This window comes from Rhizobium sp. YTUHZ044 (assembly GCF_051123975.1).
Lineage (GTDB): Bacteria > Pseudomonadota > Alphaproteobacteria > Rhizobiales > Rhizobiaceae > Rhizobium.
This window is the reverse complement of sequence record NZ_CP101426.1, coordinates 2,544,363-2,562,956: the sequence shown is the minus strand read 5'-3', so window position 1 is coordinate 2,562,956 and position 18,594 is coordinate 2,544,363. Positions and strand designations below refer to the sequence as shown.

General features: G+C 59.8%; 18 protein-coding genes and 1 pseudogene. 4 read left to right on the top strand and 15 right to left on the bottom strand.

Going from position 1 to position 18,594, the window contains the following annotated elements:
- Positions 1-184 precede the first annotated feature (184 nt).
- Positions 185-1,246 (top strand): polysaccharide pyruvyl transferase family protein, encoded by a 1,062-nt coding sequence (locus NL154_RS12845; protein WP_210630737.1) that lies wholly within the window; start codon positions 185-187, stop codon positions 1,244-1,246.
- A 115-nt stretch (positions 1,247-1,361) separates the two neighbouring features.
- Complete coding sequence (locus NL154_RS12840) at positions 1,362-2,663, top strand: Coenzyme F420 hydrogenase/dehydrogenase, beta subunit C-terminal domain (protein WP_434732776.1); 1,302 nt, start codon at positions 1,362-1,364, stop codon at positions 2,661-2,663.
- Here the strand turns inward: NL154_RS12840 and NL154_RS12835 are convergent.
- The 3 genes from NL154_RS12835 to NL154_RS12825 are packed head-to-tail and all read right to left on the bottom strand — an operon-like array spanning position 2,637 to position 5,343.
- The gene (locus tag NL154_RS12835; RefSeq protein ID WP_210630740.1) at positions 2,637-3,611 is read right to left on the bottom strand and encodes a beta-xylosidase; all 975 of its coding nucleotides are present in this window, start codon (positions 3,609-3,611) and stop codon (positions 2,637-2,639) included. The two genes, NL154_RS12840 and NL154_RS12835, sit on opposite strands and share 27 nt — an antisense overlap.
- Positions 3,612-3,643: 32 nt before the next feature.
- Complete coding sequence (locus NL154_RS12830) at positions 3,644-4,243, bottom strand: histidine phosphatase family protein (protein ID WP_210630742.1); 600 nt, start codon at positions 4,241-4,243, stop codon at positions 3,644-3,646.
- A complete protein-coding gene (locus NL154_RS12825) occupies positions 4,240-5,343 on the bottom strand; it encodes an inositol-3-phosphate synthase (RefSeq protein WP_210630743.1) in 1,104 nt (367 codons plus the stop codon). The genes NL154_RS12830 and NL154_RS12825 overlap by 4 nt, the downstream gene beginning before the upstream one ends.
- 142 nt (positions 5,344-5,485) lie before the next feature.
- Between NL154_RS12825 and NL154_RS12820 the strand changes: the two genes are divergently transcribed.
- Complete coding sequence (locus NL154_RS12820; RefSeq protein WP_434732775.1) at positions 5,486-7,237, top strand: hypothetical protein; 1,752 nt, start codon at positions 5,486-5,488, stop codon at positions 7,235-7,237.
- Here the strand turns inward: NL154_RS12820 and NL154_RS12815 are convergent.
- From NL154_RS12815 to NL154_RS12775, 9 genes are all read right to left on the bottom strand, one after another.
- Entirely contained in the window at positions 7,201-8,001 is an 801-nt protein-coding gene (locus NL154_RS12815) for a TIGR04290 family methyltransferase (protein WP_434732774.1), read from the bottom strand. The two genes, NL154_RS12820 and NL154_RS12815, sit on opposite strands and share 37 nt — an antisense overlap.
- A 25-nt stretch (positions 8,002-8,026) precedes the next feature.
- Positions 8,027-8,152, bottom strand: a complete 126-nt coding sequence (locus NL154_RS12810; protein ID WP_434734093.1) for a hypothetical protein — start codon at positions 8,150-8,152, stop codon at positions 8,027-8,029.
- Positions 8,153-8,426: 274 nt separating this feature from the next.
- Positions 8,427-8,750: a hypothetical protein gene (locus tag NL154_RS12805; RefSeq protein WP_210630749.1), complete on the bottom strand. Its 324-nt coding sequence runs from the start codon at positions 8,748-8,750 to the stop codon at positions 8,427-8,429.
- Positions 8,751-8,783: 33 nt separating this feature from the next.
- Positions 8,784-10,364 (bottom strand): PQQ-dependent sugar dehydrogenase, encoded by a 1,581-nt coding sequence (locus tag NL154_RS12800; RefSeq protein ID WP_434732773.1) that lies wholly within the window; start codon positions 10,362-10,364, stop codon positions 8,784-8,786.
- Between the two features lie 8 nt (positions 10,365-10,372).
- On the bottom strand, positions 10,373-10,801 hold the full coding sequence (locus tag NL154_RS12795; protein ID WP_434732772.1) for a DUF2231 domain-containing protein: 429 nt from the start codon (positions 10,799-10,801) through the stop codon (positions 10,373-10,375).
- A gap of 278 nt (positions 10,802-11,079) precedes the next feature.
- On the bottom strand, positions 11,080-11,667 hold the full coding sequence (locus NL154_RS12790; RefSeq protein ID WP_434732771.1) for a class I SAM-dependent DNA methyltransferase: 588 nt from the start codon (positions 11,665-11,667) through the stop codon (positions 11,080-11,082).
- Positions 11,657-11,992 (bottom strand): type II toxin-antitoxin system RelE/ParE family toxin, encoded by a 336-nt coding sequence (locus NL154_RS12785; RefSeq protein WP_210630756.1) that lies wholly within the window; start codon positions 11,990-11,992, stop codon positions 11,657-11,659. Before NL154_RS12785 ends, NL154_RS12790 begins: the two co-directional genes overlap by 11 nt.
- Positions 11,976-12,227: a ribbon-helix-helix domain-containing protein gene (locus NL154_RS12780; RefSeq protein ID WP_210630758.1), complete on the bottom strand. Its 252-nt coding sequence runs from the start codon at positions 12,225-12,227 to the stop codon at positions 11,976-11,978. Before NL154_RS12780 ends, NL154_RS12785 begins: the two co-directional genes overlap by 17 nt.
- A gap of 310 nt (positions 12,228-12,537) precedes the next feature.
- Complete coding sequence (locus tag NL154_RS12775; protein ID WP_434732770.1) at positions 12,538-13,638, bottom strand: branched-chain amino acid aminotransferase; 1,101 nt, start codon at positions 13,636-13,638, stop codon at positions 12,538-12,540.
- 388 nt (positions 13,639-14,026) lie between these two features.
- On the opposite strand from NL154_RS12775, the gene NL154_RS12770 reads away from it, so the two are divergent.
- Positions 14,027-15,247: a PLP-dependent aminotransferase family protein gene (locus NL154_RS12770; RefSeq protein ID WP_434732769.1), complete on the top strand. Its 1,221-nt coding sequence runs from the start codon at positions 14,027-14,029 to the stop codon at positions 15,245-15,247.
- Between the two features lie 278 nt (positions 15,248-15,525).
- Here the strand turns inward: NL154_RS12770 and NL154_RS12765 are convergent.
- The 3 genes and pseudogenes from NL154_RS12765 to NL154_RS12755 form a co-directional block, all read right to left on the bottom strand.
- Positions 15,526-16,565 (bottom strand): annotated as a pseudogene (locus NL154_RS12765) (DUF2278 family protein).
- A 204-nt stretch (positions 16,566-16,769) separates the two neighbouring features.
- Complete coding sequence (locus tag NL154_RS12760; RefSeq protein WP_221145449.1) at positions 16,770-17,828, bottom strand: aldo/keto reductase; 1,059 nt, start codon at positions 17,826-17,828, stop codon at positions 16,770-16,772.
- Between the two features lie 222 nt (positions 17,829-18,050).
- Entirely contained in the window at positions 18,051-18,521 is a 471-nt protein-coding gene (locus tag NL154_RS12755) for a MarR family winged helix-turn-helix transcriptional regulator (RefSeq protein WP_434732768.1), read from the bottom strand.
- Positions 18,522-18,594 lie beyond the last annotated feature (73 nt).

Here is an 18,594-nt window from a genome sequence, read left to right as displayed (position 1 = left end):
AAGGCCGGAGTGAAAGCTTCAGCCTGCAAACTGCTGATAACCCCCGGCTGAGCTGGGGGTTATCTGATTCATTGCGACATGCTGAAGAAAGCTGCTCCCGAACCAGGAGCGAGCTGCGGTTTGTTGGGAACGGAACTGGAGTTGGTCGGTTAGTGGAATCTATTCGATCTGCTTCAGGGACCAGATGCCTAAGGCCGGAATTCTTACCTTTCATCGCTGCATAAATTACGGCTCCTATTGGCAGGCACGCTGTCTGGCCGAAGGCCTTGCGTCCATGGGAGTGGAAGCCGTTCTTCTGGAACATGTGTCCGATCGCGTGAACCGCGCGGAATGGCGATGCGCGCTGCAACCGCTGCTTCCTGCCGCAACGCCAAAGGAAGACTACCCGCTCTACAAAGCGAAGATCCGGAAATTCTTTCACTCGTTTGCCAGCCTACCTCTTTCATCGCCTTTTCCCTTGGAGAACCCAGCGGCGATGGACGACTATTCGCTCATCGTCGTCGGCAGCGACGAGGTGTGGAACCTTCGCCATCCCTGGTATGGCGGGTATCCGCTGTTTTATGGAGAGGGCCTGCGATGCGGGCGTCTTGTCTCCTATGCCGCGACGTTTGGAAGTCTGGCGTCGTCGGAGCGGCTGGAGGGTTGGGCGGAAAAGCTGCGTAAGTTCTCTCATATTTCGGTTCGGGACCTCCATTCGGACCGGATCATCCGCGAGACATTGGGACTGGAGCCCGAACTCGTTCTCGACCCGTGCCTGCAATTTCCGCAGACGATGAAGGCGAGCGGGGATGACGGGGAGGCGGCAGCGTATATAGCCGTCTACGGGCACAGTTTTCCCGTGTGGTTTCAGGATGCAGTGCGCCGATGGGCACGAGACCGGGGTCATCCGCTTGTCAGCATCGGCTATCGGAACGATTGGGCCGACGAACAATGGATTGATGCCGGCCCGGAGGACTTCGCCAGCTTCATTTCCAAAGCAAAGGCTGTCGTAACGAACTTCTTTCATGGATGCGTGTTCTCGCTCGTCAACGACAAGCCATTTGCATGTGTGCTCTCCGATTACCGCTCCAACAAGCTTCGCGATCTAACGCGGCTCGTCCGAGCCGAACATCATGTGCTGACCGAAGATACGACGCCCTCGCATCTGGATGTTATCCTCGGTAACCCACTTCCTATGGGCATTTCGCAGCGCATATCTTCGCTGCGCGATACATCCAACGTCTATCTCAGCCATGCCTTGCAATAGCTCCGCTCGACAGAATCGGCTCACGCCGGGCATCGCTCCCAAGGATATTGCAGGCGCCGGCTTCTGCATCGGCTGCGGCTCCTGTGCCGCAAGGTCAGCGCGACCTGATGTGCGCATGGAACTCGACCGGTACGGGCAGATGAAGCCGACAGGCCCGACGACTTGGTTGCGGGGCCGTGATGAAGAATTTGCGCGAATTTGCCCGTTTTCGCCGGTGGCCCGGGACGAGGACGAATTGGTAGCCGAATATTTTGCCGGTGCGAGAAACCGAGACCCTCTGCTGGGCCGTTTCGAGGCTGCCTTTGTCGGCCATGTCGAGGAAGGGGAATATCGTTCGAGTGGCAGTTCCGGCGGCATGGTCACCTGGGTGGCGGCGGAATTGCTGCGCCTGGGGCTTGTCGACGGTGTTGCTCACGTCAAGGCGAGCGATGATCCGCAATCGGAAGGGCGCCTGTTTCATTATTCGCTGTCACGTAATCTGCAGGAACTTCAGGCCGGCGCTAAATCCCGATATTATCCCGTCGAGCTTTCCGGCGTGCTTCAGTCCATTCGCGAGGCGCCCGGCCGGTACGCCGTGGTTGGCATTCCCTGTTTCATCAAGGCGGTGCGACTGGCCTGTGCCAATGACCCGATATTGAAGGAGCGAATTGCCTTCACGCTTGGGCTGTTTTGCGGCCATATGAAAAGCGCGCGCATGGCCGAGAGCTTCGCATGGCAGATGGGGCAGGACATCAGCAGGGTTAAACGGCTCGACTACAGGAAGAAGGCCCAGGATCGGCCTGCGAATTGGTATCGGGCTGAGTTGACCCTCGAAAACGGAGAGACGTGCGCCCAAGACTGGTGGCATCTGGCCGATGGGGACTGGGGCGCGGGCTTTTTTCAGAATTCCGCCTGCAATTTCTGCGACGACGTCGTTGCGGAAACGGCCGATATCGCTTTCGGGGATGCCTGGAAGGAGCCCTATTCCTCTGATGGAAGAGGAACGAACGTGATGATCGTCCGCTCAACAGCACTTCTGGATGCGATAGATGCGGGGATCGCTGACAAGAGGATCGTACTGTCTTCAGTGGATTCCGACTTCGTTATCGCCACCCAGGCCGCCGGATTCCGCCAGCGTCGCGAGGGCCTCGCATTCCGCTTGACCTGGCCTCGCATGGGTATGCGCCCGCGTAAACGCGTCCGTGCCGGCAGCCCGAACCTGTCTCGGCAGCGCATGGCGGTCTACATCATGCGCTATGGGATCAGTTTCTGGAGTCATCGCGTCTTTTCGATCGCCGTTTTCCTGCATAGCCCCGGACTTTACATTCTGTGGGCTCGTGCTGCCCTGGCATGCTATCAGGGCGTCGCTTATTCCCGGGGACCGATCGGCAGGATAGCCCAGAGCCTGGGTTTAGCCGGCTCCGAGGGACGCACGTGATTCAAGCCCCAGCAGTCGGGCTGCCGACTTGGCAACGCGCGACACATATCCGCTATCCCTGTGCGGCGCGTAACGGTCGACCATTTCTTCGCAGAAGCCGGCGAATTCTTCGGGCACCAGGGGTGCACTGGTATGGTGCGGCGCGATACCTCGATGCTCCGGAGTGAAGCAGAATGTCACCGTTACGTCAAAATCTTCGAGGGCCCGCATCTGTCGGTCGAACCAATCGAGGGCATTGGGCCGGAATCGGTCTGCCCAGGAAAGCCCGGTACGCACAGATTTCACGCCCAGCCGCCTCATCCAGGCAGCGGCCTCATCCAGCCGCGGATCTTCGAAATGGAACCATTGCACCAGTCCGAAATCCGGCGTGTGTTTGGCAAACTCCTCAAGCGCCGGTTTCGGCGTTCCGTCTTCGCGCAAAATGCCCATATAGTAGTGTCGATAGTAGGAGGAGCCTTCGGCTTCGCGATGACGCGTTGTTGCCTCCCATGATCGTGGGAGGTCGTAGAGGCTGTACCATTGGCAGCGCTCGACTTTGCCCTTGAGCAACTCGGCAGTTCGTTGGAGACCCCACAACTGCACTTCCTCCGCGCCGAAGGTCGAGACGCCCACTTCGCTGACCCAGATCGGCAGATCGGTGACGGCGCGTATTTCGTTGATTTTCTCCGGCCAGTCATGAATCTGCCAGAGGTTCCAGTCGAGCGGGAAACCATGCAGCGCGACGGCATCAAGGTGATCGAGCACACCGTAATTCTTCATGCGGCTGATGAAGAAGGGGTCTATCGGAGATATTCCGCCGAGCACCTTCGTCAGTTCCGGATTCTTGGCTGCGATAGCATCGGCCGCCAGGATTGCCATTTGCGCAAACAGGCTCCATTCGGGATCGATCTCAGGATCCCAGTGCGATTTGTTGTTCGGCTCGTTCCAGATCATTGCAGCTTCGATCATTTGACTTCCCCGGGCAGGATTTAACGAACGGGTTATAAGGTCACTTCGTTGAGCGTCATCACTTTTGCACCCCAGTCGCCGATCACAACCGTCGTGACGGAGGCGGGCGCGATATCAAATCTCGGCCAAGCATCGAGCGGCAGTCCCAGAACATGACAGACCGCCGCCTTGATCACATCGGCATGAGACACCAGAGCTATTCGCTTCCCATTCCCGCAGCTGGTAAGGCTCTCCATGAGGCTGAAAATCCGAGCCTGGATGTCCAGCATGGTCTCGCCTCCGGGCGTGCGGGTGAGGCTGCGTGTGGTATTCCAGCGGCGCCACAGGGGATCGTCGTTGAGAACGTCGAACGTCTTTCCGGACCAATTGCCGAAATTCACCTCGTCCAAAGCATCGTCCGTTTGCGGTAGAGACAGGCCACAGGCCGATGCGATACCTTCTGCCGTCTCCCGTGTTCGTTCGCGCGGGCTGGTGTAGATCTCATTGATGTCCTCGCGCCGCAGCCTCTGCCCGAGACGCTGAACTTGCGAGCGGCCGGCTTCGCCAAGCGAAATACCGGCTGTACGGCCCGCCAGGAAATTCCCGACATTGTCGTGCGCGGCGTGACGCACCAGGAAGAACGTTGCCGTCATTCCGCGGCTCCGCGCAGAACATCCTCCTGGTCATCGATGAAATTCTGCGTTCGGCGGCGGGCCTCGTAATCGGTGAACTGCTGCGGCGGCGATTTCATGAAATAGCTCGACGGCCCTGTCAGAGCTCCGCCTAGGCCTCGGTCGAGGGCCAGTTTGGCGCAGCGTATTGCATCGATGACCACGCCGGCGGAATTGGGCGAGTCCCACACCTCAAGCTTGAGCTCTGCATTGAGCGGCACGCCCCCGAAAGTGGTACCCTCGAGCCGAATATAGGCCCATTTCCTATCGGTGAGCCACGGAACATGGTCACTCGGCCCGACATGTACATCGTCTGCAGGAAGCGGAATGTCCAATTGGCTGGTGACCGACTGGGTCTTGGAGATTTTCTTTGATTCCAGCCGCTCGCGCTCGAGCATATTGAGAAAATCGGTGTTTCCGCCGAAATTGAGCTGGTAGGTCCGATCTACACGGACGCCCCGTTCGCGGAAGAGATTGACGAGCATTCTGTGGACGATGGTCGCCCCCACCTGGCTTTTGATGTCGTCGCCGATGATCGGCAGCTTTCGGGCGGCGAACTTCTGCTGCCATTCCGGTTTGGAGGCTATGAAGACCGGAATGCAATTGATAAAGGCGCAACCTGCCGCGAGCGCCTGTTCGGCGTACCACTTCGTTGCTTCTTCCGAGCCAACGGGAAGATACGAAACCAGCACGTCCGTGCGGGTTTGCCTGAGGATTTCCGCCACGTCCGCTGAAGGCTCCGTCGATTCCTCGATCCGATCCTTAAGATATCTCCCTATCCCATCCATCGTTCTGCCGCGATTCACCTCGACCCCGAGCGGAGCGACATCTGCGAAACGTTGCGTGTTGTTTGGCTCGGCGTAGATCGCTTCCGCGACATCGCGCCCTACCTTTGAAGCCGCGACATCGAAGGCTGCGGATATCTCAATATCGTGCACGTGATATCCACCGAGATCAATGTGCATGAGGCCTGGAACCGGCTCGTTTTCCCGGGCGTTATCATAGTAGGTAAGTCCTTGAACCAATGACGAGGCGCAATTGCCAACTCCCACCAATCCAACGCGAATGGATTTCGAACGCATGGTTCCCTCCAGGGGCTGCTTGCCGAGGCATCTACAAAGCTAACAAGCGGGAGCCGCCACGGTTCCCGGCCCTCCCGATTATTTCAATCACGTCTGGCGGTCGTCGAGTTCGGGCAGGCATTGCCGCAAAGAGGAGGACCGGATGCTGGTCTATGGCGATGTCGAGCACATCGAGAACGCAGCTGCAGTACGCGCATCGATTTCCAAAATGATGATGGCGTGCATCGACATGCAGCCGAGCCGGCAGCGCCACGAAGCCCTGGTTCGTGCATTCATCCTGACTGGGGAACTGGTTCAGGGACTGGCCGATCAGGAATTCGGGAGAAAGGGCGCGGACGATATGTCCGTGTCTCAGGACGCAGGCGCGAAACTTCTGCGCATGCAGGCACGGGCGATCATGCGATCGTGGCGAAACGGTTTTGCCGGCAGTCTGTCCTTTCCAGAGGATTGGCGAGCCAAACTCGATTGTCTTGCCAGTGCCGATCCGGTGCGGACGAAACGCGCAGAGGGCTACGCTTTTTATGCTGTGTATCCCGAGAGCTATATCGAGTCGGCTTCGATCTCCAATTTGACGCCTAAGACAGTCGTCATCGGGATACGAAGCATAGGAACCGGACTCGCGGCCCTGGTTTCTGCAGCCTTGGGTGCCGAGCCGGCTTATTCGTTGCGCCCGACTGGCCACCCCTTCGAGCGGCGTGTACGTGTCGCACCGGCTCTATCGAAGCGCATTCTTGCCGACCCTGAAACCGATTTTGCCATCGTCGATGAGGGGCCGGGGCTATCGGGGAGCTCGTTCGGTTGCGTTGCGGACTGGTTGCAGGAGAACGGCGTGGCGTCTGGCCGGCTTCATTTTTTCCCGAGCCACACGGGTGAACCGGGCCCGCATGCAAGCGAGCCCCATCGGACCCGTTGGCGAGATCGGCCACGCCATGTCGTCAGCTTCGACGATCTTGTCCTCAAGCCCCAAGATCCGAAACACCGTCTGCAGACATGGGCGGCCGATGTTGTCGGAGTTGCGCGTTCATCGTGGCGGGACCTGTCCGGTGGCGCTTGGCGCGGGGTTCGGTATCGCGATCCTTCACATTGGCCGCCGAGCTACATGCAGATGGAAAAACGCAAATTCCTGATGGAGGCCGAAGGACGGGCCTGGCATGTCAAGTTTGCCGGACTCTGCGGGAGCGACGTCGACAAGGCCAGAAGAGGCTCTTTGCTGAGCGAAGCCGGCTTTATCCCGAAGATTGCCGGCACCTGTTACGGATTTCTCATCGACGAGTGGCTGGATGGAACGCCCCTCGACCATAGCGGCGTCAGCAGGCGCGACATCGTGGATCACCTCGGACGTTATCTCGGTTTTCGTGCCCGTCACCTCCCGGCACGAAGCGGCGGCGCCTCGATCCAGAAACTGTATGAGATGGCCACTCACAATATTGCGGAAGCGGCAGGATCGGACACGGCAGAAAATTTGAGGTGCCTGACAGGCACGCCCGGGCGGCTAGCCGGACGATTGCGGCCGGTCGACACGGACAACCGGCTTCACCCCTGGGAATGGCTGACGACCACCGCCGGGCGGCGCATCGTGAAGACGGATGCGCTCGATCACAATGCGGCCCACGATCTGATCGGGTGCCAGGACATTGCCTGGGACGTCGTGGGTGCCTGCGTGGAATTCGAACTCTCGAGCAAGGAGCGTGATCGTCTTGTCGATCTCGTCGGTCGGGAAGCGGACTGCGATCTCAGCGACGACGTGCTCAGGTTTTTTGAGCCCTGCTATCTCGGTTTTCAGATAGGCCTGTGGTCGCAGGCCAGGGCCAGCGTCGATGGCGCGGAGGCAGAGCGCATTGAAAATACCATCAAACGTTACCTGGACCGCCTGCCGCCAATGATTGGACCATGACTGCGGCGATCTGGCAGTTTATCAGCAAATGACGGAGGCGGTTCCGCCATCGGGTGGCGAGTTCCATGTTCCACCAGATAAACTTCACGTTCCGGATTGGCACGAATGACAAACCCGGCGCTTCTCAGCATCGCTTCGACCGCCGCCTTGTTCGGAATGAACCAATTGGTCGGGTCGCCAGCGTAACGTTGTTCCACGAAATACACTTTGGGAAAGCCGCGCTGCTCAAATATTGTCGTGTTGAAGAAGTCGTAGTTTTCGCTGAGTGCCGCGACTTCCTCTTCACCGCGCTGCATGCATTGAAACAGCATCTGGCCGCCGACAACATGCTCATGCAGAAGGTCGAGCGCCAGCAGCGGATGCCGCAGGTGATAAAGGACACCCATGAAAAGGACCAGGTCAAATCTCTCCTTCAGTTTTTCCACCTCGTACACCGACATCAGCTTGAACTCGATATCCTCACCTGTCTGTCTGGCTGCGAACTCGGCTTGCCTGAGGTAATGCGGGTCGGAATCGATTCCGACGACCCGTCCGGCATTTCTTCTTTTCATTTCAAGTGAATAGAACCCGGCGTTGCAGCCGATGTCGAGAACGCTGCACCCCCTGAGATCTTCAGGCACAACCTGCTGAAAGTGGGCCCATTTGAAGGAGGGGTAGTCACCAAGGAAATGATCAGGTGCTGTCTGAACGCCGTTAATTCGCAGGTTGTGAAACCATGGCCTCAGGGCTGCGATGTCGCTTTCCAGTCGAGCCTTCTCGTTCATTCCGTGCTCCGATCCGCAGCGTCGATCATTGCTTCGACTGTGCCGCCGAGATGTGTGTTCGGTTACGTTTGAATTTTCTGATCGCCGACCGTATCTGCTCGACGGACCGGGGGCCGATCCCCGGGAGTTGGAGGAGTTCAGCGTTCTTCATATCTGCCAATTGGCTCATTCGGTGAATTCCGCTTCTGCCGAGCGAACGGGCGATCCATCCAGCGAGACAGGTGGTCAATAAGGGATCTTCGGTATCTCCCCCTCCAATCTTCGTCCGCTTTTGAGATACCTGCGGCATGTTCAGCTTTAGCCGGCTTCTTCAGATGTGGTCGAACCCTCTTGATGGTTTTCGGTTCCCGCTGAAGAAGAAAAACCCGTCAATTCTGTGCGACATTGTCCTTGTCGGCTCACACAAAGATTTCTGGACGGTGAAACTAATCATCAGAATTGTTCGACGGATTGGTGTTGGGCGGCATATCTCCCGGACGGATGATGCGCGAATAACCGGTGTCGGGCGCCGGCTCCACCATCTCGGCGTCGCCGACGGGAGGGGGCCTGAGTTCGCCGTTGCATTCGTCCAGTTTCTTGGAGAGATCTTGGTGGTCATCCGCTGAACCGCGGCTCTGGTTTGGCTGTGACGGGGCGACGCATTTGTCAGGCGGCGCCTGCGCGTTCGCCTGGAGCGGTAGGGGAAGGATCGCCACGGCGAGCGACAGCGCGCTTAGGAGTCGTTTGAACTCCCGGGATGTGGTCGGCATGCCTGAAACCTCCGTTTGTAGTTTATCCAGATGTCATCTCAGTCCTTCTTTCGAATTAGGCCTCCACCAAGTCCTTAGGGGCCGGCCGCAGTCCGGCAGTCCGGAAAGTGGTTTTTGGCCGGTCAAGCGCTCGTCGACCGAGGCCTGGTGTCCCTGGGTTTGGGCGGTGGAATTCGTCGGTTCCGTTCCGATGCCGGGGTTCGAAGCGAAGGTCGGCGCTGTTTTCGAATTCGTCGAGCCTTGTGGATTCCCCGATAGCTGATCGGTGCCAATTGGCTGCGGCGTGACTTTGCCGTCGGATGAAGCGACGCGCCAAACGGTGTTGCCGGCATCATCTGCAACAAGCAGCGCTCCCGTCCCATCGATCCCCACTCCGACCGGCCGCCCCTTTGCCTGATCGCCCTGGATAAAGCCAGTGACGACGTCCTGGGCCTTGCCAGATGGCTTGCCATTCTGAAACGGTACGAAGACTACTTTGTAGCCATTAAAGCTATTCCGGTTCCAGCTGCCGTGCTCGCCGATGAAGGCGCCGTTGGCGTATGCGGCTGGCAGCGCGGAATTCATCGAGAAGGTCAATCCGAGCGCGGCAACATGGCTGGACAGGGCGTAGTCCGGTCGGATTGCCTTTTCGATCATACCGGTTCGGGGCGGATGAACGCGAGCGTCGACGTGATTGCCGTAGTAGCTCCACGGCCAACCGTAGAAGGCGCCGTCCTCCACAGAGGTCATATAGTCGGGAACGAGGTTTGGGCCGAGTTCGTCACGCTCATTGACGACAACCCAGAGCGCCCCCGTTTCGGGATTGAAGGTGAGACCGTTCGGATTGCGCAGACCGGAGGCGAAAACGCGGGCGGCGCCGGTCTGCCGGTCGACCTGCCAGACCGCTGCACGGCCTTTCTCTGCCTCCAGCCCGTTCTCGACGATGTTGGAATTCGAACCGACCGAGACATAGAGCGTCAGGCCGTCGGGGCTGAGGGCCAGATCCTTTGTCCAATGATGATTGATCGGGCCGCCGGGAAGCGGCGTCAGGATTTTCGGCTGCGCGGTGATGTCGTTCCGGCCGAGTTCGTAAGGGTAGGCAAGGATGGCGCTCGTCGTGGCGACGTAAAGCGTATTGTTTATCCAGGCAAGGCCGAAGGGAGAATCGAGCTTCTTCAGCAGGTCATGGCGTTCATCGACGGTGCCGTCGCGATTGGTGTCACGCAGCAGCGTAATGATATTGCTCTCTTTCTGTTCACCGCTGCCGCCGTGGGCGATAGACATGATCCAGCCGCGGATGAGATCCTTCGGCCGCGAGGTCGGTTCGCCGGTCGGGCCGCGGGACTGGACGACGAGCACGTCGCCGTTGGGCAGGGTATGGACCGTGCGCGGATTGGCAAGGCCCTTCGCATAGGCAGTGACCTTCAAGCCATCGGGAACGGCAGGCGTCTCTCCTTCCTTCCAGTCGACCACTTCCGCGACCTTCAGATCAGATATCAGGGAGGAAGACGGCTCAGGCAGAACCGGGTTCGGGCCGATCTGCTGCGACAGATCGAATTCGGCCTCCTGCGCCGACGTGCCGAATCCGAAGAAAAGCAACAGAACCGACGGGCCGAGAATGAGGGACCTCATCATCATATCCTCTAGGCCAATCTGGCATATTTGCGGGCAGAAACAGCGACTGCCACCAGGCAAAGCGCTGATGTAACGGCCGAGAGCGTCAGCCCATAGGGAACCACGGCAGTCCATCCGTCGCCGGCATGGACAAGGCTGTTCAGGAAGGCGAGGACGAGGATGATCAGGTAGAGAAGCACAGACGGGAAAGCCGACCGCAGCGGACGGGTGCGGGGCCGCGCAAGGTCAATCAAGCCAGCCAGGATCGCAATCGCGCCGAACACCAGGCCGGCGCACAACAGCCAGGCGGAGAAGTTCTGCCACATGAGGTTGTTGCTCTGCCAGAAGGCGATATCGGTCGCGAGCGCAAGCGTGAGGCAGACGAAAGGGAACGGGACGAAGAGCGACTGTATCGGATAGGCGGTCGCGTCCCGATCGTTGGGGGAAAGTATAGCCATGGCATGCTCCGAGCGGCAAGAGCGCAGATATGCGATCCAACCGTGGAGGCAGCGGATAGTTCCGTTGCGGCGGCACCGGTTTGTCGATCGCCTCCTCGGCGAAATCGCGGAATTGCGGCGGCCGCCTTTCGCGTTGCACTACCGGAATGACAATGTTTGGAGGCCCCTCTGTCGGTCATGCCTGCGACAGGCGGAGGAATGAAGGAGGGGCAGCGTTTTCGCCTGAAAGGGCGACGGTGCCAAGACTGCCGCCGAACACGGGGACGAAGCGCCGACCTTTATCGTTGCGCACTCACGATGAGCCAGCGGGTCGGCTTGCCGTCATATCCGCCGCCGTCGCTTTCCTCGACGGCGAGGTTGCGCCAGCCGCCTGCCCTCAGAAGCGCCGACAGCCAATCGGCGGATGGATAGTTGTAATAGCGCCCGAAGCCATCATGCCCTTCGGCTTCTCCCGACTTGAAGCTTGCGTGGAGGATGCCGCCGGTTCTGAGCGCGCGGTGAATACGGGCGAAGATGTCGGGCAGGGCCGATCTCGGGACATGAAGGAGACTCGCTTCGGCCCAGACGCCGTCGAACGCGACCTCGGCGTTGAGATCCTCAAACAGCATGACCTTGACCTTCCTGCCGATTCGCGCCTCGGCCTGTGCTGCGAGTTCGGGTGAGCCGTCGGTTGGCGTCACGTCAAAGCCTTGAGAGAGCATGTAGGCGCTGTCCTGGCCGCCGCCGCAGCCAAGTTCGAGGATCGCGGCTCCCGGCGCAAGTCGGGCAAGAAAGGCGTCGAGCTTCTGTTTCGGTAGGCTGCGCGCGCGGTTGGCGTATATCTCTGCGTTGTTGTCGTAGAAGGCGGAGGTGCTGTTATGGGGCATGGGGGGTGGCCGGTCGGGGTCGTCGGTTGGATTGGAGATGTCTTTCTGCAAGTCGGTCGGCGCCGATGATGTCGATGACGAGTATGCCGTCGGGTATTTCCCGGTAGAAGGCGACGTGGCGCATGTGGAGGAGGCGGCGAAGGCCGGCGCCGAGCGCGTCACACTCGTCGCCCATGGAGGGCACGCGCGAAAGAAGTATGAAAATCCGGTCCCAGTCGAGAAGGTAGGCATCCGCCTGCGCCTCGCCGAAATGCAGATTGGCATACTCGTCAATGCCTGACAGTACGGCGTCGGCCGTTCGGGTCAGCCTATAGGTTGATGTCACGCAGCTTCACCTTCGTTTCCAACAGGATATCGTGAATGCGCCGGTCGCTGATACCGCTCTCCTCGGCCTGCCTCAGGATCTCGCGCAGTTCGTCGTCGTCGAGCTTACGGTGGTCTTGGTCCTTCACTATCAGCTCCGCCACGAATGCGTCGGCGCTGTCGTATCTGCCGCTTGCGACACAGCGCGAGATGTAATCCGCCAGATTATTCGGAAGCGAGATCGTCATTTTCGCCATTGAATTCGCTGCCGTCCGTGCGTGCCGGTTCAGCCGTCCCTGATGCCCGTTACCATTCCCGACCGTTGATAGAAGCGTTGGCACCCGCAGTCGAGCGCTTGGGTCACATGATGGTCAGTCTTCTTAGCGCTGTAGACGGCGCGTTCGAGATCCTTGACACGGGCGTCGCAAGTCAGGATGTCGGCATCGTGGCGCTCGTGGTCGCGTAAACGATCGTATTGGCGTCAGCCCGACTGCTTTGAAGGCGAGGCCGAGAGCGGCGCCTATCATGCCAGTGTTGGCGCCGCCGTTCGCGTGGAAAGCCTGACGTTCAGACCGGGATGAGGCGCGTCCAGCCGTGCTCATCGTTCGTTATGCCCTTCTGCAGACTGACGAGCTGCTGGCGCAGTTCGCTGGTCAGCTTGCCGGTCTGTCCGTCTCCGACCAGAAACTCGCCGCCGGCATGTCGAACCAGGCCGATGCCCGCCAGGACTGCGGCAGTGCCGCAAGCGAAGGCTTCGACGAGCCTGCCACTGGCGGCATCCTCTTGCCATTCCGCGAAGGAGTAGGGACGCTGCTCCACGTGCAAGCCCCTTTCTTCGGCGAGTACGATGACGGAAGCCCGGGTGATGCCCGGCAGGATCGTGCCGCCAAGGGGCGGGGTCACCATCGATCCATCATTCATCACGAAGAAGACGTTCATGCCGCCGAGTTCTTCGACCCAGCGATGCTCCGCGGCATCGAGGAAGACGACCTGATCGCAACCCCTCTTCGCGGCTTCCGCTTGCGCCACCAGGCTGGCAGCGTAATTTCCGCCGCATTTTGCGGCGCCGGTGCCGCCGTTGGCTGCACGGGTGTATTCGGTCTCGACCCACAGGGAGACGGCCTTCGCGCCGCCCTTGAAGTAGGCGCCGACCGGAGAGGCGATGATGCAGAAGACATATTCCTGAGCCGGACGAACGCCGAGAAACGCCTCGTTGGCGAACATGAAGGGGCGGAGGTAAAGGCTGGCGTCGCCGGACGGAATCCAGGCCTTGTCGACGCGGACCAGTGCTTCGACCGCCTTCAAAAAGAGTTCTTCGGGCACAGGAGGCATCGCCATGCGGGTCGCCGACTGCGCGAAGCGGCGTGCGTTCTCTTCAGGCCGAAAGAGCAGAATCCGGCCATCGTCTGCTTTGTAGGCTTTCATGCCCTCGAAGATTTCCTGCGCGTAGTGCAGCACGGCGCTCGCGGGATCGAGCTCCAAGGGCCGCCTGGGCGTAACCTTCGCGTCGTGCCAGCCCTTGTCGGCCGTCCATCGGGCCAGGACCATGTGATCCGTGAAGAGCTTCCCGAAGCCGGGCGTCTCCAGTGCCTGGATCCGGTCGGCATCCGAGACGGGAGACTTGTGGAGTTCGATTTTGATTTCAGGAGAGGCCGACGTCACGGTCATTGCTGGCACCTTGATAGCAAATAAAATGGTGGCGGCGACACTACCGCCGCCGAGCCGGTTTTGGAAAGGTCTGAAGCAGCCGGTTTCGGCTTTGATCAGAGGAATAATCGCTTGAGGTGGCTGACGTCGAGCAACAAATTTGGAACCGAGCGCCTTCGATCAGGGATGCGTCACCATCAAGTGAAACCGCGACATCAGCATTACCCGAAAGGCTTCGGTCGGTTCGGGAATTTCACTCCTATCGGGAATGACGTTCGCGAATTTTGCACCAAGGCCTTGGAATATGAGATCTCCGACTTGTCACCATGACAAGAAAATAGGTCAGCATTATTGACATAATTTCCGCCGCATGATTTGTCGGCGACATAGAAAATACGAGGAAACCTCCATGCTGAACTGGGACACCATGTTTGCGTCGCGATCGTCGCGCATGCGCGCATCCGAAATCCGCGAGCTCCTGAAGCTTCTCGACCAGCCTGACATCATTTCCTTTGCTGGCGGCATTCCGGATCCGGCGCTGTTTCCAGCCGACGAATTCCAGCGGGCCTATGCGGATATTTTCTCGGGTGCTGCGGTCAACTCGGCGCTGCAATATTCGGTCAGCGAAGGATACAAGCCGCTGCGCGAATGGCTGGCCGGGCAGATGGCGGCGCTCGGCATTCCCTGCGAACTCGACAACGTCTTCATCGTTTCCGGCTCGCAGCAGGGGCTCGATTATCTCGGCAAGCTCTTCCTGTCGCCCAATGATACCGCGCTCGTGACCTGGCCGACCTATCTTGGCGCCCTGCAGGCCTTCAACGCCTATGAACCGGCCTACGACCAACTGACGCTGAACGGCAACCGGACACCCGAATCCTATCGCGTTGCCGCGGCCGCTGCCGGCGGCAAGGTGAAGTTCGCCTATCTCTCGGCGGATTTTTCCAATCCGACCGGCGAAACGGTCGATCTCGATGGCCGCAAGAAGGTGTTGGCGCTTGCCGAAGAACTCGACGTCGCCGTCATCGAAGATGCTGCCTATCAGTCGCTGCGTTACGATGGCGATCCGATCCCGCCGATCCTGGCGCTCGAAATAGCCGAAAAGGGCCATATCAACGATACGCGCACGATCTATTGCGGCAGCTTCTCCAAGACCCTCGCGCCCGGCCTTCGCGTCGGCTTCATCGTCGCCAATGCGCCCGTCATCCGCAAGCTGGTGCTGATGAAGCAGGCGGCCGACCTGCATTCCTCGACGATCAACCAGATGGCTATATCGGATGTCGCCGTGCGCGGCTTCAACAAGCAGGTCGCCAAGATCAAAGCGGTCTACAGCCATCGCCGCGACTGCATGCTGGCAGCGCTCCAGAAGTACATGCCCGAGGGCACGGGCTGGACGAAGCCGGAAGGCGGCATGTTCATCTGGATCACGCTGCCGGAAGGCATGGACGGCGCCAAGCTGCTGGCGAAATCGCTCGAAACGGTCAAGGTCGCCTTCGTGCCCGGCAAGGCGTTCTTCGCCGACGGCTCCGGCGCCAACACCTTCCGCGTCAGCTTCTCCTGCGCGAATGAGCAGATGATCGAGGATGGGATTGGTCGGTTGGGTAGGATGATCGCTGAGGAGCTTGGTGGGTGATTGCTTGAGAGATGAGAAGACGCCGCGGCACTCACCGCCGTCCCTCATTCCTGTGCTCGTCACAGGAATCCAGCCACGGCGCGTCCGCGCCGTGATGGACTCTTATTCGTGAAAGACTCTCTCGTGCCCAAGTCCTTGGGCACGCTGGATTCCTGTGACGAGCACAGCAACGAGGGAGGGGAGGGAACTACTTCCGCCTTCTTCTCTCAGAGGAAACGGGTAAGCGGTTTATCCTTCCATTGCCATGCTTTCGGCAAGCCAGCCAGGCGGAACAACAATCAAAAAATCGTCGTCCAGCCCTCGTTCGCCGTTTCGCTCTTGCCGTAGCCGACGCGGTCGGCGACCGCTCCGTCGGTGTTGCGCAGGATGATGTCGCCGCCCCGGTTGGCGAACTGCGGGCCGCCGGCGGCTGCGTCGAGCGCGATGGTGCGGATCTCGCCTGCGGCAAGCGCTCCCGACAGCGTCTGCGTCCGGCCGTTTTCGTCCTCCAGCTTCCAGCCATCGAGCGATACCGATATGTCGGAACGGTTGATAATCGTCACCGTCTCATTCTCGATGCCGCCTGCGCCGTTCACCGGGTTGATCAGCGCGGCGATGATGCGCAGGGATGAGGCGACGACCGGCTGCGGCCGGCGGGTGCCTTCGCCGCGGCCCCGCCGCGATTTTCCGAAACCGCATGGCCGGTCGCCGCATCGGTGTTCCAGTTCTGCGACTGGAAGCAGAGGAAGATTGCCGCCCATTCGTCGGTATCGGTGAAATGGACGAGCAGCGCTCCGTCCTGGTTCGGCCCGTTGGTGGCCTTGAAACCGCCACTGTCTCCCTGGTTCATATGGATATCGTGGATGCCGTTGCCCGGCTCGAATTCGAAATATTGGTCGGGTTTGTTGTGCTCGGGCCCCCAGGCTTCGCCGAAGGCATAGAAATGGATGTCGGGATCGGCAATGCCTTCGTCGACGATCGGCTCGATGAACTCGCGAAGATCGTTCTTCGGGCCGGAGAGCTGGAAGGGCGCGACGTTCATGTCCTCGCGCTCGATCAGGCCGCCACGGACATAATCGATCGCAAGCTCCGGACGATCCCTGCGGATGTCGGTCAAGCCCATCGGCAGGGCTTCGAGCGCCTCCGTCAGCGTCCCGTGCTTGAAATCGACGACGCTGGCATAGAGCAGGTCGTGCGGCGATTCCTTGGAGCGGACATTCAGCGCGATGCGGTAGCTGACGCCGTTCGCCTCGATGCGGATTTCGAGATGGGGATCGTTGTCGTCATCAAGGGCGAGCGCGCTCGCGGTGCCTTTCAAGACCTTGTAATTCTTCAGCATGAGAACCTCGCGGGAATGGCGGGACCTCACGATAACACGGCGAAGGCGCATCTTTTGTGATGGCTAAATCGCAGCGCGATCCCTCAGATTCGGTGCCACGATTTAGCTTTTTAATTTCACGCATGTCGTCCCCGCGAAACCGCTGCACACTTTTGCGCGACATGCTTGTCTTTCGCCGTGCAATGGCTGACTTGCAGCTTGGTGCTATTGCTGCAGATGTGGGCCAAAAAGCTCGAGGTCGGCTTCGCCGAGCCTGTCGCTCGCCGTGTTCAGCTGGTGCCAGTAGGGATAGATCACCGGCGGCAGGCTGACGGCGTCGAGACGCTTGCGCTCCTCTCCGGTGAGCTTCAGCTCTGCGGCGGCGATGTTGTCGCGGAACTGGGCTTCGGTGCGCCCGCCGATGATGACCGAGGTGACGGCCTTGCGGCCGACCAGCCAGGCGAGCGCCACTTGAGCGGCCGAAACGCCGCGTTCCTCGCCGATCGCCACCAGCGTCTCGACGATGTTCCAGAGGCGGTTTTCGTCGCGGATCGGCGGTTCGGTCCAGCCGGCGAACTGGCGCGTGCCTTCGGGAGCGGCCTGGTTGCGGCGGTGTTTGCCGGAGAGCAGACCGCCGGCAAGCGGGCTCCAGACCAGCACGCCGAGGCCCTGGTCAATCGAAATCGGCAGCAGCTCGTATTCGGCGTCGCGGGCTTCGAGCGTATAATGGATCTGCTGACTCACGAAGCGTTGGTAGCGGTGTTCGTTGGCAATGCCGAGCGCCTTCATGATGTGCCAGCCGGAATAGTTCGAGCAGCCGACATAACGCACCTTGCCCTGCCGGATCAGCGTGTCGAGCGCTTCCATCGTCTCTTCGAGCGGCGTCTGGCCGTCCCATTCATGCACCTGATAGAGGTCGATGACATCGGTCTTCAGGCGCTTCAGGCTGGCCTCGCATTCGCGAATCAGGTGGTAGCGCGACAGGCCGCGGTCGTTCGGGCCGTCGCCCATGCCGAAGCGGGCTTTGGTGGCGAGCAGCACGCCCTGCGGCCGCTTGCCGGCGAGCGCCTCGCCGATGATATTTTCGCATTCGCCTGACGAATAGACGTTGGCGGTGTCGATCAGGTTGATGCCGGCATCGATGCAGATGTCGATCATCTTCTTCGCCTCGGAGACGCCGAGATCGCCGACCATCTTCGCCCAACCGACGCCGCCGAAGGTCATCGTGCCCATGGTCAAAGTCGAAATCTTCAAGCCGGAACGGCCGAGCAGACGATATTCCATTGAAACTCCTCCTTCATCGAAACGCGATTGACGTACCTCAACGCAATAGCATGACAATGGCGGCATGTTCACGCCTGCGTGAGGGGTCGGCGAGATTGCGGGCGCCCGAGGCTAAGATCAATTGCGCGGCGCTGGGGCGCGGGCAGATCGTACAATATGTGATCGGCTTGTCGACGGAAATCGTTCTGGCGTGGAGACGACGCAGCGGGGGGCTGCCGCGGGTCAGGTCTCGTCCTTGTTCTTCTTGTGAATGTTGTCGCGGAGCGAAGCGATCGTATCGCGAATCTTGCTCACGGTCTCGGCGTCGAGACCGACGGCTTTGCCGATGCAGTCGAACACGTGGGTCGCGCGGCTCTTGAGGGATTGTCCCTTCTGCGTCAGGCGCACAAGCACCTGGCGCTCGTCGGCGGGATTCCGGTTGCGAGTGACGAGATCGACATTTTCCAGTCGCTTCAAGAGCGGGGTGAGAGTGCTGGAATCGAGGAAAAGCGTCTCGCCGAGATCCTTCACCGTGCGGTCGTCGCGCGCCCACAAGGCGGTCATGACGAGGAATTGCGGATAGGTCAGATCCAACTCGTCGAGCAGGGGGCGGTAAAGCTGATTGAAGGCGTGGCCTGCCGAATAGATTGAAAAGCAAAGCAATTCATCGATCTTCGGCACGTCGGCAAGACCATTCGATGGCGTGTCTTTCATCACGTTCTCCTCTACGCTCAATATAATTTGCGCACGATCTGTTTGCAAGCTATTGACGACGCGAACGATGAGG

Excerpts from the sequence above, each read along its gene's own strand:
- NL154_RS12805 (WP_210630749.1), bottom strand. The coding sequence starts at position 8,750 with ATGCCGACCACATCCCGGGAGTTCAAACGACTCCTAAGCGCGCTGTCG.
- NL154_RS12840 (WP_434732776.1), top strand. The coding sequence starts at position 1,362 with ATGGAACTCGACCGGTACGGGCAGATGAAGCCGACAGGCCCGACGACT.
- NL154_RS12845 (WP_210630737.1), top strand. The coding sequence starts at position 185 with ATGCCTAAGGCCGGAATTCTTACCTTTCATCGCTGCATAAATTACGGC.
- NL154_RS12780 (WP_210630758.1), bottom strand. The coding sequence starts at position 12,227 with ATGGCGAAAATGACGATCTCGCTTCCGAATAATCTGGCGGATTACATC.
- NL154_RS12775 (WP_434732770.1), bottom strand. The coding sequence starts at position 13,638 with ATGACCGTGACGTCGGCCTCTCCTGAAATCAAAATCGAACTCCACAAG.
- NL154_RS12810 (WP_434734093.1), bottom strand. The coding sequence starts at position 8,152 with ATGAAGAACGCTGAACTCCTCCAACTCCCGGGGATCGGCCCCCGGTCC.
- NL154_RS12795 (WP_434732772.1), bottom strand. The coding sequence starts at position 10,801 with ATGGCTATACTTTCCCCCAACGATCGGGACGCGACCGCCTATCCGATA.
- NL154_RS12820 (WP_434732775.1), top strand. The coding sequence starts at position 5,486 with ATGCTGGTCTATGGCGATGTCGAGCACATCGAGAACGCAGCTGCAGTA.
- NL154_RS12835 (WP_210630740.1), bottom strand. The coding sequence starts at position 3,611 with ATGATCGAAGCTGCAATGATCTGGAACGAGCCGAACAACAAATCGCAC.
- NL154_RS12760 (WP_221145449.1), bottom strand. The coding sequence starts at position 17,828 with ATGGAATATCGTCTGCTCGGCCGTTCCGGCTTGAAGATTTCGACTTTG.
- NL154_RS12800 (WP_434732773.1), bottom strand. The coding sequence starts at position 10,364 with ATGATGAGGTCCCTCATTCTCGGCCCGTCGGTTCTGTTGCTTTTCTTC.
- NL154_RS12830 (WP_210630742.1), bottom strand. The coding sequence starts at position 4,243 with ATGACGGCAACGTTCTTCCTGGTGCGTCACGCCGCGCACGACAATGTC.
- NL154_RS12825 (WP_210630743.1), bottom strand. The coding sequence starts at position 5,343 with ATGCGTTCGAAATCCATTCGCGTTGGATTGGTGGGAGTTGGCAATTGC.
- NL154_RS12790 (WP_434732771.1), bottom strand. The coding sequence starts at position 11,667 with ATGCCCCATAACAGCACCTCCGCCTTCTACGACAACAACGCAGAGATA.
- NL154_RS12755 (WP_434732768.1), bottom strand. The coding sequence starts at position 18,521 with ATGAAAGACACGCCATCGAATGGTCTTGCCGACGTGCCGAAGATCGAT.
- NL154_RS12815 (WP_434732774.1), bottom strand. The coding sequence starts at position 8,001 with ATGAACGAGAAGGCTCGACTGGAAAGCGACATCGCAGCCCTGAGGCCA.
- NL154_RS12770 (WP_434732769.1), top strand. The coding sequence starts at position 14,027 with ATGCTGAACTGGGACACCATGTTTGCGTCGCGATCGTCGCGCATGCGC.